Below are 18068 nucleotides of genomic sequence, written 5' to 3'. Positions count from 1 at the left end.
TAGCAATCCCGCCTGAAGCGGGATGCCTTAATCATATGACATTTCGAATTTCGTCAATCCAACCGCATTGGCAAACAGCGCCGCCTGTGTACGGTCGGCAACCTGCAGCTTCGCCAGGATTTGGCTGACGTGCTTCTTCACTGTAAATTCACTGATAAAGAGCCTTGAGGCAATCTCCCGGTTGCAGGCCCCCTGCCCAAGCTCAATCAGTACTTCCTTCTCCTTCGGCGTCAGCTCGTCGGTCGGGCTGCTGCTCGTCATCCGCATCTTGTCCTCCATCAGCCCGGGATCGTAATACTTCCTCCCCTTATGTACCAACTGGATGGCGAATAGCAATTCCTCCGGCAGTGCTTCCTTCAGCACATACCCGTCGACGAGCACCTCCTCTGCCTTAAGAAAGTCTTCCCTGCTTGCAGACGAGGTCAGTAAAATAAATTTGCTGGTAATCCCGCGAGTACGTGCCGCCTTAATCACATCCAGTCCCGACTCATCGGCCAGCTTCAGATCGATCAGCACAAGATCCGGCTGCGTCTCCTCAATCACGAGCAGCGCTTCTTGGCCATTTGTAGCCTCGCCTGCAAACTGCACATTAGGCTGCATCGAAATGACCGCTGCCAATCCTCTTCTCACCAAGGGGTGATCATCTACAATGACGATTTTCACTCAAACGACCTCCTGCCTAAAATTCATGCATTTTTCAGTTCCGCCACGCCGACAGGTATCAGGATCAATATTTTGGTACCTGTATTCCTACTGCTTGATAATTGAAAATCGCCGCCTAGCGACTGGGTTAGATACTGCATATTTTTCATGCCGAGTCCGCCAGTGCTCTCTTCGGATTCTGTAAATAGCAGAGCTGTATCGAATCCGATCCCATTATCAGAAATGGCCAATCTGATCCATTTGGGCTTCAGAGACAGTTCCACCTCCACTCGGCTTGCCGTCCCATGACGGATGGCATTGCCTGTAGCTTCCGAGATAATTCGGAACAACGCCTTATGGTAAGGGTAAGGAAGACTGAAGTCGTCCCCCGTTATTTTAAGTTCAATTTCCACATCATTCAACCTGGATAAGCTTTTTAGGTGCGAACGAACCATACCCAGCCAAGTAGGCCCACCGCTTTTCTTGGAACTGAGACTGTAGATGGTCATTCGCAGCTCCTTGGCCACCTTGGTGGCTGATTCATGAATCAGGTCTATCTGCTCCTCCAGTTGATAATCGGGCAGCTTCCTCCAGGTCTGCTTCAGAGAATGCGTCGCGTAGACGATGCCGAATAGGCTTTGCGACACACTGTCATGCATCTCGTCGGCAATTCGATTCTGTTCATTCGTGATAATTAGCCGGTTCTCGATGACGCCCAGTTCATGGCGCTCCAGAATGATTGCACTCAGCTCCGACAGGAACATCAGCTGCTGAATATACCATCTTCGCCCTTCCAGACCCTCCGCAAATTCCAGCTTCACGCCGATCATGCCTACAAATCGGGTACTCATGCGGACAGGCATCAGCAGAAAATCACCCAGTCCGGGCAGACTCTTGAATACAGGATCACGCTGCAGCCGCCACTCATGTTCATGCTTCTCTAGTTCTGAGAAGAGAAACAACTCATCCTCCTGATGCCACCCCGTCTGCCGACTCTCCGGCGCAGGCTCCCCGCTTTTTTTAGCAAACCAGAACAACGCCTTATCCAGCTTCGTCAGCTTCACCACATAGTCCGTAATCACCTGGCCAATATTCATAAAATCATGCTGGCTAGAAGTCTCAACGATATGGTATAGCGACTTGATTTGTTCGAGCGTTTCTTTGGTCCTAGCGTTGGCTTCCTCTCGCTGACGTTTGATTCGGGCTACCATTTGCATTACGATAAGCGTAAGTACTAGTGCCAGAAAGAGATTTCCGTTCTCAAGAACGGCTGATGCGAAAGACTTATTCGCAGAATTGAGAAAAAGGTAACAAAAAGCAATAACTATGCCGATATAACTAAGAAGCAGGCTCCAGCCAAAATATAAGGACAATGATCCTGCAGCAATGAGTACGGGATTAAGTACATAGAGCCTAAAAGGGCTATCATAGCCCCCGGTAAGTAAAGTAAGCAGAATAATCAGTGCCATCTCCGCGCTCACAGCCAGCATTAGAATCCGCGGTCTGTTTCGAAGCCTTCGGTAGCCCATCACGAAGCCTTGGGCCAAAATAAATAACAGAATGATGATAAGGGATTTGTATAATACGGAAGGCCCCGCCGGTTTAAAAAGAAACATCAATGACGTGAGCGACAATGAGAAGCATCGGTAAAAGGCAATCATTTTGTCTTCCGCAGTTGATTTAATATTCATTCCCACCACCCTGTTCCCCAGTTTTGTGGAAAATGCCAGCTATATTTGTGCTTTGTTAAAAGCATCATACATGAGAAAAATCACAATAACAAGTTGACAGCATTAATGTTAGCGTTTACATAACAAATAAATAACATGAAAACGCCCCTCTTTTCTGGTGGATAAGCTATTTATAGCTAAATATCGAAAAGAAAGCGAATTCAATGTGAAGAATATGTCAGATTCCCATCAGAAACAGCCCACCCACTTTGTGGATAGGCTGTTTTAAGCTTATTTTCAATCATTTCCCAAAAATATTACTTACCATCTGACTGTTATTCCGATGATTTGGAACAGCATCATACGAATTAGAGGAATCACATATACAAATCTGATAACGCTGTCCCTCCACAATATGATATCCCGTGGAAAGAATACGCAGTGATGATGCTCTGGTGTCTACACTATGGAGATTGTGACAACGGATGCAGTAAAATTCCCTCATGACCTTCATCTCCGCTAATAGTACGTAAGCACTAAAGTGAACTCACTTATATAAAACAAACAGTAACATTGTTCTATAAAAAAAGTCAACAATAAACTGCAATTTACGACAAAGCTCAGAGGAACAAACGGAATTAATGTCGTTTTATCAGACATTTTTACGACATAACAGTGGTGAAATGCCCATGTACTTTTTAAATAACCGGGAAAAATAAAACGGATCGCTATAATGCAGCAGCCCGGCTATCTCCTTCACCTGAAGTGAGGTATTGAGTAGCAGATGCTTCGCTTCGGCCATCTTCAGTCTGTGGATATATTCCTGCAGTGGATACCCACTGCTGCGGCGAACCAGGCGGCGCAACGTAGACATAGAGATGTGGTGCTTCGCGGCAATTTGGTTCAAGTCCATCGTGCCATAGACACAGAAATTTAGGTCCTCCCTGATCTGGGGCATAGGGTCAATCTGGGATGGCCGATTTTTTTCTTCTATTATATATGAACACTCCAAAAGCATCCGTTCGAGACCCAACGCTGCCCGATCGGCGTCCTCCGGCGCGCCCCCTTCCATCTGTCCAAGTACAGTTTCGAAAACCTCCTGCAGTCCCTTGACGCCCTCCGCCTGGAAGACAATACCTCCCGCAATAAGACCTGACTCCAGCCATTCGGCAATACGTGTCCCGCTAAAGTTGATATAGTATTCATCCCAACTCCCGCCCGGAGCGGGGCCGAAGTTGTAGGTACATCCCGGCCTAAAGAAAAACAGACTGCCTTCGCGTACCTGCTGCGCCTTGCCTCCGTTCTCCATATAAGTTCCGCTGCCGGAGACAATATACACAATCGCCCATAGCTCGAATACAACCTCTGAACGAAACAGCGTTCTTCCCGGCAAATGACCCACCTGCCCAACCCGAATAGGCTTCAGCTTCAACCGGGAAGCATCGACCTTGGGATCGATGATGACAATTGGGTAAGGGCTGATCGTATAATCCATGAGCTTGGGCATCGTATGCATTCCTTCCTTGGTTTTCTGGTGTTATCGTAAAAGGGAAGATGATCATATTCTACATGAATTAGAGGTGGCTATGCTATGACTGAATTTGTCTCCCTACAGCTTCTTCCCCATCCCAAGTCCCTGAACGTGTCCGAAGGGACCTATGTCCTTCCGGCCAACGGTCGAATCGTTATTACTGATCCCACACCAACCGGGATTCTGCCAGCTGCGCGTAAACTTCAGCTGTTGATTACACAATCCTTGAATTTCGAGTTGGCTTTGTCCATTGGCACCCGGTCGACGGTTCAACCGTCCTTCGTATTCAACTATGATCCTGCTCTCCCCCCACAGGCATATGAGATTCATTCCGGAGTAACTGGTGTCAATGTGACTTACAGCTCTCCGCAGGGAGCTTTCTATGCCGTAGCAACATTGAAACAAATTGTGAAGCAGACCGGAAGAAGCTTTCCGTTCCTTTCGATCCGGGATGAACCGGACTTTGGCGCACGGGGGCTCATGATTGATATCAGCCGGAACAAAATTCCGAAACTTGATACCCTGTTCAAGATCGTGGATCTGATGGCAGATCTGAAGCTTAATGAATTGCAGCTATATATAGAAGGCGCGCCTTATGCCTACGAGTCTTTCCCTCAGGTCTGGGAGCTGGAAACTCCAATCAGTGGCGAAGAAATTCTCCAGTTGGATGCCTACTGCAAGGAGCGTTATATCGAGCTTGTGCCTAATCAGAACAGCTTCGGGCATATGGAGGGTTGGCTGACTCGGCCGGAGTTCAATCACCTGGCTGAGATCCCGGAAGGCTTCTCACTACCTGAGAGCATGTACTACAGTGAATTTTATCCAAATGGATTGCCTATGCATCCTGGAACCTTCAATACGGAAGACCCTGAAGTATTAGAGCTGCTGGAGAAAATGTACGACGATCTGCTCCCCTACTTCAGCTCATCCAAATTCAATGTAGGCTGCGACGAAACCTACGAGCTCGGGCTTGGCAAAAGCAAGGCTTTGGCGGAGGAGCAAGGCAAGGGGACGTTGTACCTCTCTTTCCTGCAAAAGATTCAGGAACTGGTGGAAGCCCGCGGCAAAACCATGCAGTTCTGGGGTGATATTATTATTCAGCATCCCGAATTAATCCCACATCTGCCGAAGAATATCATCGCTATGGAATGGGGCTACAGTGCGGAGCATCCATTTGAAGCAGATACACTGAAATTCCGGGAGGCAGGCATTCCCTTCTATGTCTGTCCAGGAACAAGCTCCTGGAACTCTCTCACCGGGCGTACCGACAACATGCTGGCGAACTTGCGTAATGCCGCTGTTCACGGCAAAGCCAATGGCGCTATCGGCTATCTCATTACAGATTGGGGCGATCATGGACATTGGCAGCAGCTTCCGGTCAGCTATGCTGGATTTGTCTACGGTGCAGCAGTTGCCTGGAGTGTTGACGATAATCTGGAAGCACATGTTGCGGAATATCTGAATCAATTCCTCTTTGCGGACCAATCCGCAAGTATTGGACAGCTCCTGCTAGATCTCGGCAACTACTATACGCTGGAAGCAACCTATCACGGCAATGATTCTGAATTGTCCATGCTGCTGCGCAGCGATTTGGAAAATCTACGGATTATCGGGAAGCTTACTGCTAAGCATTTCGACAAGCTGGAAAGCTATGCTGGAGAGCTCACAGCACGGATCGAAGGACTGGCGCTCCAGTCCGAGGATGCTGAGCTCGTGCTGCGGGAGCTGCGCAGCGGGGTACACTTCATAAGCCATGCGGTGCAGCTCGGTAGACTGAAGCTCCAGCTGGCAGCGGGCCGGGATCAAGTGGACCGCGGCCTGCTCGCCGCGCAGATCCATGATCTGGATCTGCTGCTCCACGAGTACCGGTTGCTCTGGACGGAGCGCAACCGGCCGGGCGGCTTGGCGCTAAGCACCGCCAAGCTGGTCCGCCTGCGCGGCCAGTACGCAGCGCTGGCCGCAGACCTTGCGGAGACGGCACAAGTGTAGCCGTGCCGCATGCCACAAGCTGTGCCTGAAGCTTCGGCACAGCCATACAAAAAAGCAGGCCAGCCTCCCGTGTTCGGAGGCTGGCCTGCTTGTGCAGCTGCAAAGCTATCTTGCTGCGCAGATGCGCTTTTGTACCGCTGCACAGCACCATCTGCCTCTACTTTCAGCAGATGCGCTTTCGTTCCGCTACACAGCGCCATCTGCCTCTACTTTCAGCAGATGCGCTTTCGTTCCGCTACACAGCGCCATCTGCTTCTACTTTCAGCAGATGCGCTTTCGTTCCACTGCATAGCGCCATCTGCCTCAGCTTTCAGCAGATAGCTTGCTTCATAGACTGCCGCAGCGCACGGCAGTCAAACTGCAGCTCAGCCTTACAATGCCCAAGGCTGAGTTACAGAGGTCACAGCTGTGCCCGTGGCGACAGCCTGATCCAGCAGCAGGGACAAGTAATGATCCTGGCTGCCTTCGGCCAGGCTGTAGAAGGACGGGCCGCCCCGCACATAGTCGGCCATCCGGGCTAGGCTCTCCGCAATCGCGATCTCATCATCCGTGAGCCGGGCCGGGATAAAGGAATTGCGGTACAGCCATTCTCCGTCTGCCGCAATTCCTTTAAGATAAAAGCCTTCCAGGTTCCCGTTATGTCCGGCATCGATGCGGCGCAAATTGGTATATAGCGGGTTGTCAAAGCTCTCCAGCCAAGCAACTTCATGATTGACGATCTCCCCGCGGTCACCACGTACAAGCATCCGGTTACTGCGGATCCAGGAGAAATATTGCTCGCCTGTGAAATCGAACACGCCCAGCTTGTTCCCGAAATCGAAGAAGGCGATCTTCTGGTCCGCTTCCACCGTCTCTTCCGCTGCCGGAGGGCCGCTACGTTGCGGTCCGTTGATAATCGGAGAACGGAATTCCCGGCCGCTGATGGTGACATTCTGAAAATCTATGCCCAGCAGCTGCCGCATCAGACTAATGCCATGATACCCATGTGCGGCAGAGACCTGAGCCTGACTGATCTCCCCAAGCCGGCCGGAGCGGGCCAGTGCAATTCTGGCTGCATGCATCGGCTGGAACAGATATTGCTCCGCAACCTGGATTTTGGCCGCAGCCCCGCCTACCATCTCCCAAAGTTCGATCAATCCTTCCAGATCTGTCGCAGGCGGTGTTTCCGTTAGCACAGGAATCTGTGCCGCAGCAAGTCTTCCTATAAATGACGGAGCAACCTCCCGGCTCAGAGAAACTACCGCGAAGGAATATCCTCCTGCCGCGATGAACTGCTCTAAATCTGTATATACAGTAACACCCCAATCCTTGCTCAAAGCCTCAGCCTTATCCTGATTACGGACATACATGGCTCCGACCGAGAAATGTTCCGGTAGCGCTTTCGCAATTCTTAAAAAAAACTCAGCTCGCCAGCCGCCGCCAACCAATCCAAATACAACCTTATCCATGTTCCCCACCTCTTCCTTTATTCTCTGTTCCGTTACGCCGCTGCATGAGATATTCCCAGCGCAGCTCTTCGTATTGATTTTCAAGCATTACCCTTTCCTTGCGCTCCACTGCTTCACGCTTTTCGGCCTCTTCCCCACCCTCATCATCTTCTTCAATCCTCCAGAGATCGGTGAAGAGATAATCCCGAATCTCTACAATTTTACCGTCCTGGCGGCCTCCCCTCCAGAACAATCCTGCGGAGGAACGCCATAGGGTTCGTCCATCGGGTGTCATGGCTTTCTGGCCAATCCGGATATTCATTAGCATTTGCCCGAAAGTATACCATTCCATGGTCCTAGTGTCTCCTAAATTAAGATTGAAATCACCATAACAGAAAGCTATAATCAGGACAAACGTCCCATTTTATTACATAATATTTAAATTTATTACAGGGGGTGTGCCTATGGACTGGCTTTATGCTTATGAAGATGAGCTTCGCATGGTATTTGAGGACAGCAAGCGTACCATCTCTGCATTTCCAGAGCCGCTACAAGGACAGGGCATGTCCTACCTTGACCATTTTAACGTATTTACTGCCGGGAGTCACAAGAACTATATCTGTTATCTACTGCCCTTCTGGCTGCGGGATGGCTACGGTCTACCAGTAGAGGTTACCCGCCAGATGTCACGGGGCAATGTGTTCCTCATGCTCTACTTTTTTATTCAGGATGACCTGATGGACAGTCATGAATTCTCCGCTCGTTTGAATTTGCCGCTAGCCAATTTATTCTATGTGGAATTCCTCAACATTTACCGACACCTTTTCCCAACAGATTCCCCTTTCTGGTCGTTTTTTAGCCGCTATATTTCCGAATGGGCCGACAGTGTCAGCAATGAACGCACAGGTGATTACTTCAACAACAATCGGGTAAAAATCTCCCATAAAGCCAGTCCGCTCAAGCTCTCCAGCACCGCCGCCCTGCTTCTGACCGGTCATGATGAGATCGTGCCTGCATCCGAGGCGATGATCGATGATGTATTGTTCACCCTGCAAATGCTGGATGACTACGAGGATTGGGAAGAAGATTGGACAACTGGCAGCTATAACTGCCTGCTCGCCCTCGCGCATAGGCACCGATCAGATGCACAGAACGAGCTCACCCTCGGGGAGGTCAGGAACTTCATTTTTACGACAGGGGGAATGGAGATCTTCGCTAATATCGCAAGGGCTACCGACGACAGACTTTCAGCCTATGCGCTGAATGCTCCTCATCTTTATGCCTTTCATCAATTGTTATCTGAAAGTTTAGACCAGATTTCTGCCGCAATCGAGGAGGAAAAACGCCTTTTGCAGGGCGGAGGACTCTCATACTGGATCTCCAAAAATATGACAGATATGCATAAATAGTCATAGAATTAGAGTAGGCCCTATGCTATACTGGTGAGGAAAATATAACCATTTTGGGAAGGGTGATTATTTTGTCAGAAGCTATTCTTAGAAGTCAAGTGATTCAAAAGGCATGGGAAGATCCGGGTTTCAAACAAAGACTGCTTAGCGATCCAAAATCAGCTATCCAAGAAGCTCTCGGCATCATCATCCCTGACAGCGTTACTTTAAAGGCAGTAGAGGAAGATTCCAATGAATTTTATCTGGTCATTCCTCCAAATCCGGCTTCCGGTGCCTTAAAGACCGACGTTAAACCACTTGGTTCCTGGTAATTCACCAAGATCAACTTCATAAGGAGTGGGAAGCATCCGGACGTTCTGCCAGCGGCAGTGTCGTAATGGATACGGTTCCCGCTCCTTTTTTGCTAGAGAACACAATGTCCCCCTGCATGGCCTCAATAATACGAAAGGTTACCATCAGCCCAAGTCCAGTTCCCTTCGTCTTGTTAGAGAAATACGGCTCTCCCAACCGGCTCAGCACCTCAGACTCCATTCCCTCCCCATTGTCCTTTATATGAATGTGCACCTGGTTTCCTTCTCCGTATGCCATGATCTCGATGTGACCATCTTCACCCATAGCCTCGATACTGTTCTTGATAATATTGATAAAGGCCTGCTTGAATTTAGAGGAATTCCCCTTCACCCACAGCTCACCATCGACGTTCAGATCCATCTTCCCGTTACTCAAATGGCATAGAGGCAGCATGATGCTCTCGATATGTTGAAATTCCTCGTTCAGATTCAGTACGCTGACCTGTTCGAATTCCGGCTTTGCAAAGGTCAGAAAATCAGTAATGATATTGGAGGCCCGGTCCAGCTCACTGATAGCCATCGTCAAATATTTCTTCTCGGACCCGTGCGATTTCCCGTTAAGTAGCTGGAGAAATCCTCTTGTTACCTGAAGTGGATTGCGCACCTCATGTGCCACAGAAGCTGCCAGCTCACTGATGATTCCCAGTTTCTCCGAACGCTGCAGCTCATTGTTGAACAACTCTAGCTCCTGCGAATATTTGATTACCATTTGGTGATTCAGCATCAGCCGATAACCCAGAATGACAATCAGAGACAGAATAAATACGACTAACGCCCACTTCCAATAAACTAAGTCATAGTCTCCCCTTTGGACATAATACCAGATCAGTTCAACTACCCCGGTAAGCGCCGCTGTACCGAAACCAATGGCAAAAATAATAGCTTCTTTATTACCCTTGGCCGAATAGATGATGACACAGGCAATGAGCAGGATAAACTGAGTAATGAGAATAAGTCCAACAATATCTGTGGAGATAAAATAATAGAACTTCACAAAGCGATTCCCGGATAGCTCATTGATCACAAGCCAAGCCAGGCAGAATAGAGAGTAGACGACCTGAAATTTGCGAAACCGCCGGATTATAGCATACTTGCCACTTCCGAAGATTCTCTCAAACAGGAAGGTCAGCGAAGGAAGCAGTGATAGGAGAGCCACATCCAGCATAATGATACTTACATTACCGAGATAGCTGTAAAAGGTATAGATAAACGGAGAATAGGTAATAGATAGCACACCTGTGGAGGAAATTACGATGGCCAGGGCCACGATCGTTGAGAAATACGTCCGGTTCAGATAAAACGCACATACAAATAGAACCATTGCTACAAAAATAAAAGCGCTGCCCAAAATAACATCCAGCAGTCCGTTCTTGACATAATTGTCGATCAGTTCGCTGTGTTCAGCAATGATCACTTTATTCTTGATGCCAATTCGGTCCTGCAGCGTCTCCGTCCATATATATAACATCTTCCCGCTGTCTCCACTGCTTAGCGGTAGTAGCAACGAATAGTTGTCCTTGATAAACGAGCGGTCTCCTTCAAAAATAAGCCGGTTATCCACGAACACCTTGACATGCAATGCATACAGAGTGTCAATGTAGATCGCAGGCGAGGTAAAATGCAGCTCCGGGATGATCATACGGCTCCAGGCAACGGAAGTACCCGGCGGCTTCTCCATCCTGTTTTGACTACCATCCACGGTTTTCCAGTGTTGGCTATCTGTGATTTCCGAAGGTACTTCTGTCCCTGGGTTTGGTGCACCCGCTCCACTTTCCCATTTCATCTGCCACTTGGTAATCTCATACGGTGCTCCAGAATTTGCCGCAGATGCCAGCAGAGAACTGCTGATCATCAGAAGCAGGCAAAGTGCTGCTGTTATATGAAGACTTTTCACAAAGACTCGCATTCAAGCACCTCGCGGGAAATAATGAGAAACTCATTTTTGTTCTTATTTCTATTTCGCGTAAGCGGCCGCCCAATCCTTTAAATATGGAATAAAAAAATACAATTATTCCGGTCCGGCCGCTGGAAATTTAATAATCACTTCTGTGCCCTCGCCCTTCTTGCTCTTGAATTCCAGAGTTCCCTGCATCGCCTCAACAATACGGAACGTTACCATAAGCCCAAGTCCCGTCCCCTTGGTCTTGTTAGAGTAGTATGGCTCGCCCAGGCGGGTCAGTTCATTGACCTTCATCCCTTCCCCATTATCCTTCACACTGATCAAGATTTGATTTCCTGATCTCCAAGCCGTGATGACAATCATTCCGTTCTCGCGCAAAGCTTCAATGCTGTTCTTGATGATATTGATAAAGGCTTGCTTGAATTTAGAAGAACTACCCAGCACAGGGAGACAAGGCTCCAGCTTCAGCTCAATTTCCCCTCCCTGCATGTGGGCGAGTGGAAGCAGAATACCCGACACATGCCTGAGCTCAGCGGAAACATCAAGCTGGACTACCGTCTCCATGCTCGGCTTCGCGAAAGTGAGGAAATCCGTAATAATCAGCGAGGCACGGTCCAGCTCTGCCACCGCCATTTGCAGATATTCTTTCTCTTTCTTACCGGAGCGTTCCCCTAGAATCTGCAGGAAGCCTCTGGTCACCTGCAGCGGGTTACGCACCTCATGTGCCACCGATGCAGCCAATTCGCTAATAATCTCCATTTTCTCGGAACGCTGTAAATCGTTGTTGAATTTCTCCAGCTCACGTGAATACTCCACCGCTTGCTCATGGTTTCTGGCGAACCCTCTGCCCAGAATCACGATCAGCGAGATGATGAATACCACTAGCCCCCATTTCCACCAGTAGAAATGATATCTCTCATTCGTGGCAAAGAATATGAGCAGCTCTGTCAATGAAAGCAGGGCAAAGACGGCGAACCCTGTAGTGAAAATGATGGCATCCGAATTGCCGCGATACGCATAAATCACCGCCAGGGTCAGTAAAAAGACAAACTGAACAATCATCAGGATTCCGACAACACTAACCGTCATGAACCGATAGATCCCATCCAAGCGAAAAGATGTGGCTGCATTCAATATCCAAAGTGACAGACTGAACAAAGAGTACCCGATCTGAAATTTCCGGAAGGGAACAATGAATCTGTTCTGGTTGCCCTCGAATATCCGCTCAAAGTAGAGTGTAAATGTCGGAAGCAGCGTAAATAAAGCCAGATCAAACAACAGCTCTGTCAGCCGACTCTGGCTGCCAAGCACAGTTGGCAAGAGTGGTGAATACACCACAACTAGAATTCCGCAGGATAAAATAATCAGCACGAGCAAAAAAGCGCTGGAGAAAGGCTCCTTCTTGAGAAACAGAGCACACACGATCAAAACGGACGCGATGAAGATAAGCGCCGTACCAACGACAATATCCATAAAGTCCTGTTTGACATAGTAATCCAGCAGTTTTCCATAGTTGCCGACCAGAATATGGCCCTCAATTCCGAGCCCTTTGCTGCCCCCTCCACTGCTCCACAAATATAGCTGCCCACCGGAGGTTTCTCCACTCAGGGGAATCAGAATTTTGTTCCCGCTAAAGTTATTTTTTCCTTGCAATTCATAGACAAGTTTATTATCGAGGAAAGCCTTAATTTCCTCTCCGAACACTTTATCAATTAGTAGTGCTGAATTCTCCGTCAGCTGTGGGACGGTCACCCGTAACCATGCCGCATGGATTCCCTCCGGGGCCGTTGGCCTTGGCGTTTGTTCGATAACTTCTATCCATTCATCGCCCCTGGATGCCGCTGCTTTCATAGCATCAGGTGCAGTTGTATTCTCCCATTTCAGTTCCCAACTAGGCAAAGCTTTGCCTGATGGGCTACCCCATTCCAGGGCGATCCCGATAGGAACGATGGCCGTAATCAGCAACAGCACAAGAACCACCGCCGCTGTCTTTTGTAGTGACAACTTCATCTCGGCACCTCTGTAAGTCGATAGTTGTATGTATAGCTCGTATTCTTCTTAATTTCGACAGCCTTCGAGCTATCCCTCCCTCTGCCTGCAAATAACCTCGAAATTAAACGATTTTACCCCTAATCCGGTTAATCGTAGGCCAGAATGAATATATTATGGATGGAGCTGTCCACCTGTCGGATCACGATTCACACCCTCATGGTAGGGTAAAAAATATACATTGGTATCTCAAACCATGTTAAGGGAGCTGAAAATGGTATGGGCAACGAATTCAATAAGACAGAAGCCGACTTCGCCTACGAGCGATATCGTATAAGCCGTGATACCTATCCAGAAGAAGACATTCCTACAGACGTTATTCGTCCTGTTGGAACTATAACCACGCGGAACAACAACGGAGAGTCTACCCCTAAAGATCGGGTGGCGCTGGAATCGGCGCTTGCCACCCACAGCCGCATCGGGTCCATCCCCGTTGACTTTGATGGGATCGTCGACGAAGGAGCAGACCCCGTATTGGTCGGGGATGAATATTTGGCCGCGGATATTGGCCTGAACGTTCCTGAGTCGGAACTTCCCCAAAGAGTAAGTCGGGAGCGCCAGATTATAGCCTCTCCAGCACCAGAGCGGGATGATCTGCTGGAATCCGACGCTGTGCAGGCGGCCAGCGCTGCGGGCTTGACCGGAACAACCATTGATTATGCCCATGAGAACAAGGCTTCAGCGGAGATCGACTACGATGAAGAGGAACCGCTGCAAGACATCCCGGACGCAGATGATCTGGAAGCGGGAACACCTATCGATCCTGTCTCTCCCTCTCTCGATGCCATGCCTGGCATCGATGTATTGAATGGTTCACAGGGAGAAGAAGACTAAGCATTCTTATCTCCATGAAAACCAAACGCCGCCAGACTCCCTGTCTAGGCGGCGTTTATAGGATAGGCAACCTATTTCCATCACACTTCATCTAATTATTGCGGTGAAGCGGAAGTTCGCGGGTGATGAGCCTTCGACAGCTTAGCCTCCAGTCTACGTGATTTCACTAACAGCGCTGCGCCCAGTAGCATCAGCCCATTAATAACGAATACCCAGCGAATCGGAATAAGTCCGCCTAGTAGACCACCAACAATCGGCCCTGCCATCGTCGCCAGCTGCGAAGCAGACTGGTTCAGTCCGAACGCCCGGCCACGGAAGGAAGACTCCGTCACCTGTACAATCATGGCGTTAATGGAAGGCAGCACTCCAGCGTAGAATAAGCCGTAGGCAAAGCGCAGCAGGGCAAATTCTACATAACCCGAGACGAAAAACTGCAGGATATTGCCGATTCCGCCGCCAATCAGGCCGATGAACAGGATCGTCCCGAAGCCCTTGCGGCTGCCAATCCGTCCCCACTGTGGCGCCATCAGCACGGTGGCAATCCCGACCGCGGAGAAGACAATTCCGGAGCTGAGAGACGCATGGCTCTTGGATACGCCCATGCCGAGCAGATAGATCGGGATGAGTGGTTCCAGAATCATCACGGAGAAGGTGCTGATTCCTCCTAGGATCAGAAGGGTGATAAACAGCTGGTTGCTCCTCGCTTCCCTGATATCGTCCCGCACATGGGATCTTGGGGCAGAGCGGTCAATGCTCCGCTCATGAGCAAAAAAGGTGGCCGTCAGCGCCGAGACCAGAACCATCACTGCTGAGAACAAGAATGCACTACGGTTCCCGGAGTAATAACTGACCACACCACCGATCAGCGGCCCGATGATGCTACCAGTCGCCCCTGCTGTAGACATGATACTGAGTGCATACCCCGTCCGCTCTTCAGGCGTATTGGTCGCAACCATGGCGATGGCCGCTGGAATGAACCCCGCTAGCAGCCCCTGAAGGATACGCACAAGCAGAAAAACGTATGGATCATGGACAAAATAATTAATCAGATACAACGCGGCCAAACTGAATCCTGAACGAATCAGCATCGGCTTGCGACCGTATTTGTCGGCCAAAGAACCCCAGTACGGTGCGATCAGAGCACTGGCCAGAAATGTAATGCCAAAACTGAGACCAGACCAAATCTCCAAATGATTACTTACGCCAAGCTCATCGGATAGAAAAATAGAGAGGAACGGAATCGAGATCGAATATGCCGTACTACAAAAGAAAACTCCTACCCAAAGCACGACCAGGTTCCGCTTCCATGAAAAGTTCATCCGGTACACGTCCTTTCAGCTTTTTCCTTGGAAGCATCCTACTATTGTAAACCTCTTTGCAACAGGTGCCAATCCCCAGCCTGGGACAAGCATTTTTTTGCATGCAGCGGGACAAAGAGGTTATGATAGGCTAAGACAATGATTATTCAAACTAAAGGAGAGAACGAACAGGTGAAGTTGACAAGAAAGAATCCCGCTATCCTTCTGGTAATGCTATCTTTGCTGTTGATTGTTGTATCCGGTTGCGGCTCGAAGCCAGCAGGCAATAATAGTGGCAGCGCTTCTGGTAATCAAACGGGGAATCAAGCCAGCAATACATCGCAGGAAACAGCAGCTCCACAGGAAACCAGCACTCCGCAGAACAATGCCGAGGGCAGCGGGCTTCCCTCCGACACGGCGAGCCATCCTGTAGTCACCATCGAAATGGCTGACGGCGGCATCATCAAAGCCGAGCTGTACCCTGAGGTTGCTCCCAACACCGTCAACAATTTTATCTCCCTGATCCAAAAGGGCTTTTATGACGGAACCATCTTCCACCGGGTCATTCCCGGCTTTATGATTCAGGGTGGCGACCCTGACGGCACCGGTATGGGCGGACCTGGTTACAGCATCGCTGGAGAATTCTCCGGCAACGGGTTTAATAACAACCTGCTGCATACGGAAGGTACCTTGTCGATGGCAAGATCGCAAGACCCGAATTCCGCAGGCTCCCAGTTCTTCATCATGACAGCTGATGCTCCACATCTTGATGGAAGCTATGCTGCATTCGGCAAGGTCACAGAAGGTCTTGAAGTGGTAGATGCCATCGTGAATCTGCCCCGCGACAGCTCTGATCGGCCAGAACATCCACCAGTCATGAAGAAGGTTACGATCGATACCCTTGGTGTCACGTATCCAGAACCACAGAAAGTACAGTAGTAATCTTTTAATCTACAACATACCCGGCAGTTCGTTAGCGGTAAATTACCGTGAGCGCTGCCGGGTTTCTTCGTTATGGGACATGTAATCTACCAATATCTCATCAATGAATAACGATTCAATCTTTGATACAATTTTAGAATTGATATCAATAGGGGGAATCTCGTGAAGAGCATATTCAGTAGATTCATACTTGCAGCCGTCGTTATCATTTACGCAATAAGCTCCTGGAGCCAGCCTATGTTGGCCGATAAACTGCCACCTTTTGATGATATAAGTACCAGCTATGCCAAAGATGAAATTATCGATTTATATAATAAAAAGATTATTACAGGCACCTCGCTAACAAGCTTCTCACCGGCAAAATCTATTACTAGAGCCGAATTTATAACGATACTGGAACGTTTGCTAAAGCTTGATCCCGTGGCCAGTCCAGTAACATCCTTCACAGATGTAGCGAAGAACGCATGGTATTACGGCTCTATTCAAACAGCTGTCCAGCTGAACCTGGCTACTGGAACCTCAGCCACTACCTTTACCCCCAACCAAGCAGTAACCAGACAAGAGGCCGCTGTATGGATGGCAAGAGCCTTGAAACAAACCAATGGGAATTCTAGTAATCTATCAGCCTATAAGGACAGTAATCATATCGCTACCTGGGCTAGCAGTTCTGTTGCCGCCGTTAGTAAGCTAGGATTAATGAAAGGCGATGACACCGGATATTTCCGACCTACGGAAGCCATAACCCGGCAGGAAGCCGCTGTACTGATTTATCGGGTGTTGCAAAATAAAAACTGGGCTGCAGCACTTGAGCATGCACCAAATGAAGGAATCGTCATCGGTTGGCAGTATGGAACTACCGCAGAATATGAGCGTGATATTTTGAGATCCAATGTGAACACCTTGTCGCCGCGTTGGTATTTTGTAGGGAAGACTGGTGTCGTATCGGATTTAACGGAAACACCGCTGATTTCATGGGCAAAAAGTAATCATAAAAAGATTTGGGCAATGGTCGGTAATCGCTCCGATCAAGAAGCTACACATCAAATGTTGTCCAACACGAACTCCAGAAATACAGCCATTACGCAGCTAGTAGCTATGGTGAGTAAATATGGGCTGGATGGGCTTAATATTGATTTTGAAAATGTAGACGGTGCTGATCGGAAGTATTTTACCGATTTCATTACGCTATTGGCAGAGAAGCTGCATGCCGTAGGGGCTACGTTATCTATAGATGTATCGCCTGATCTTGGAACCGATTGGACCGAGGTATTCGATTATGCTGCGCTTGGCAAACAAGCCGATTATATTGTCATAATGGGGTACGATGAGCATTACGAAAGCAGTCTCTATCCAGGTTCTAATGCTTCGCTTCCCTATATTACAAATGCAGTAGATACTCTACTGAAGGTCGTTTCTAGCAAAAAGGTCATATTGGCGATGCCCTTCTATAATCGGGACTGGACGCTTCAGCAAAATGGAACGGTATCTTCATCACAATATATTACGTTTCCTGAGCAAAATCAGCGGATCAGCACCTATTCCATGCGACCGGTGTGGAATGATGTCTTGGGTCAATATGTTGCCAGCTATACAATAAACGCGATCAAACACACGATTTGGCTGGAAGACGGGCGGTCTCTAACTGCCAAGTACCAAGTTGTTGTTAATAAAAAATTAGCCGGTGTTGCCTATTGGTATATCGGCGGGGAAAGTGCAGATATTTGGACGAGCCTGCGGAATGCAGAGAAATATTATGGTTATGCCTTCTAAAGGTACGAATCCAGAGGGTGGTAGCTGAACTAAGTCGCTACAGGGCGAGGCTTCTTTCGACCACTGTTAAGACCTGATGTCTGGTGAGTTCGAAGTGTAATTAACGACATTTTTGTACCCTAAATCGTCTGCAGCTACGGGTTTGTGGAAATTAAGGACAATATTGCAATTAGAATAAATAGTGGACACCCGTTAACGGACAGACCGATAATGAAATCAGTGGAGGTGTGTTCACTTGGGAGAACAAAGACAACGAT

General features: G+C 48.8%; 14 protein-coding genes. 6 read left to right on the top strand and 8 right to left on the bottom strand.

Going from position 1 to position 18068, the window contains the following annotated elements; all coding sequences use genetic code 11:
• Window positions 1–27 precede the first annotated feature (27 nt).
• The 3 genes from AC3Y23_RS19265 to AC3Y23_RS19255 all read right to left on the bottom strand — a co-directional run bounded on the left by AC3Y23_RS19265 (window position 28) and on the right by AC3Y23_RS19255 (window position 3819).
• Complete coding sequence (locus AC3Y23_RS19265; protein WP_379201937.1) at window positions 28–663, bottom strand: response regulator; 636 nt, start codon at window positions 661–663, stop codon at window positions 28–30.
• Window positions 664–686: 23 nt separating this feature from the next.
• Window positions 687–2333, bottom strand: a complete 1647-nt coding sequence (locus tag AC3Y23_RS19260; protein WP_379201935.1) for a sensor histidine kinase — start codon at window positions 2331–2333, stop codon at window positions 687–689.
• 631 nt (window positions 2334–2964) lie between these two features.
• Window positions 2965–3819: an AraC family transcriptional regulator gene (locus AC3Y23_RS19255; RefSeq protein WP_379201933.1), complete on the bottom strand. Its 855-nt coding sequence runs from the start codon at window positions 3817–3819 to the stop codon at window positions 2965–2967.
• Between the two features lie 84 nt (window positions 3820–3903).
• Here AC3Y23_RS19255 and AC3Y23_RS19250 point away from each other — a divergent pair, with 84 nt between their 5' ends.
• On the top strand, window positions 3904–5832 hold the full coding sequence (locus AC3Y23_RS19250; RefSeq protein WP_379201931.1) for a beta-N-acetylhexosaminidase: 1929 nt from the start codon (window positions 3904–3906) through the stop codon (window positions 5830–5832).
• A gap of 371 nt (window positions 5833–6203) precedes the next feature.
• On the opposite strand, the gene AC3Y23_RS19245 is transcribed toward AC3Y23_RS19250, so the two are convergent.
• Both AC3Y23_RS19245 and AC3Y23_RS19240 read right to left on the bottom strand, forming a co-directional pair.
• A complete protein-coding gene (locus AC3Y23_RS19245; RefSeq protein WP_379201929.1) occupies window positions 6204–7280 on the bottom strand; it encodes a Gfo/Idh/MocA family protein in 1077 nt (358 codons plus the stop codon).
• Complete coding sequence (locus tag AC3Y23_RS19240) at window positions 7273–7611, bottom strand: hypothetical protein (protein ID WP_379201927.1); 339 nt, start codon at window positions 7609–7611, stop codon at window positions 7273–7275. Before AC3Y23_RS19240 ends, AC3Y23_RS19245 begins: the two co-directional genes overlap by 8 nt.
• A 112-nt stretch (window positions 7612–7723) precedes the next feature.
• On the opposite strand from AC3Y23_RS19240, the gene AC3Y23_RS19235 reads away from it, so the two are divergent.
• Complete coding sequence (locus tag AC3Y23_RS19235; protein ID WP_379201925.1) at window positions 7724–8668, top strand: hypothetical protein; 945 nt, start codon at window positions 7724–7726, stop codon at window positions 8666–8668.
• Window positions 8669–8739: 71 nt separating this feature from the next.
• Window positions 8740–8979, top strand: coding sequence for an NHLP leader peptide family RiPP precursor (locus AC3Y23_RS19230; RefSeq protein WP_379201922.1), 240 nt, complete (start codon window positions 8740–8742; stop codon window positions 8977–8979).
• A gap of 16 nt (window positions 8980–8995) precedes the next feature.
• Here AC3Y23_RS19230 and AC3Y23_RS19225 read toward each other — a convergent pair whose 3' ends face one another.
• Both AC3Y23_RS19225 and AC3Y23_RS19220 read right to left on the bottom strand, forming a co-directional pair.
• Window positions 8996–10912 carry an ATP-binding protein gene (locus AC3Y23_RS19225; RefSeq protein WP_379201920.1) on the bottom strand — a complete coding sequence of 639 codons (1917 nt, stop codon included), beginning with the start codon at window positions 10910–10912 and terminating at the stop codon, window positions 8996–8998.
• 114 nt (window positions 10913–11026) lie between these two features.
• A complete protein-coding gene (locus AC3Y23_RS19220) occupies window positions 11027–12928 on the bottom strand; it encodes an ATP-binding protein (protein ID WP_379201918.1) in 1902 nt (633 codons plus the stop codon).
• Window positions 12929–13186: 258 nt separating this feature from the next.
• Between AC3Y23_RS19220 and AC3Y23_RS19215 the strand changes: the two genes are divergently transcribed.
• Window positions 13187–13801, top strand: coding sequence for a hypothetical protein (locus AC3Y23_RS19215; RefSeq protein WP_379201916.1), 615 nt, complete (start codon window positions 13187–13189; stop codon window positions 13799–13801).
• 95 nt (window positions 13802–13896) lie between these two features.
• Here AC3Y23_RS19215 and AC3Y23_RS19210 read toward each other — a convergent pair whose 3' ends face one another.
• Window positions 13897–15120, bottom strand: a complete 1224-nt coding sequence (locus tag AC3Y23_RS19210; RefSeq protein WP_379201913.1) for an MFS transporter — start codon at window positions 15118–15120, stop codon at window positions 13897–13899.
• 210 nt (window positions 15121–15330) lie between these two features.
• Here AC3Y23_RS19210 and AC3Y23_RS19205 point away from each other — a divergent pair, with 210 nt between their 5' ends.
• Both AC3Y23_RS19205 and AC3Y23_RS19200 read left to right on the top strand, forming a co-directional pair.
• Window positions 15331–16038 carry a peptidylprolyl isomerase gene (locus AC3Y23_RS19205; RefSeq protein WP_379202411.1) on the top strand — a complete coding sequence of 236 codons (708 nt, stop codon included), beginning with the start codon at window positions 15331–15333 and terminating at the stop codon, window positions 16036–16038.
• Window positions 16039–16203: 165 nt separating this feature from the next.
• Window positions 16204–17811, top strand: coding sequence for an S-layer homology domain-containing protein (locus AC3Y23_RS19200; protein ID WP_379201911.1), 1608 nt, complete (start codon window positions 16204–16206; stop codon window positions 17809–17811).
• Window positions 17812–18068 lie beyond the last annotated feature (257 nt).

It is taken from the genome of Paenibacillus sp. MAHUQ-45 (assembly GCF_058133325.1).
This window is presented reverse-complemented; position numbering and strand designations above follow the sequence as displayed.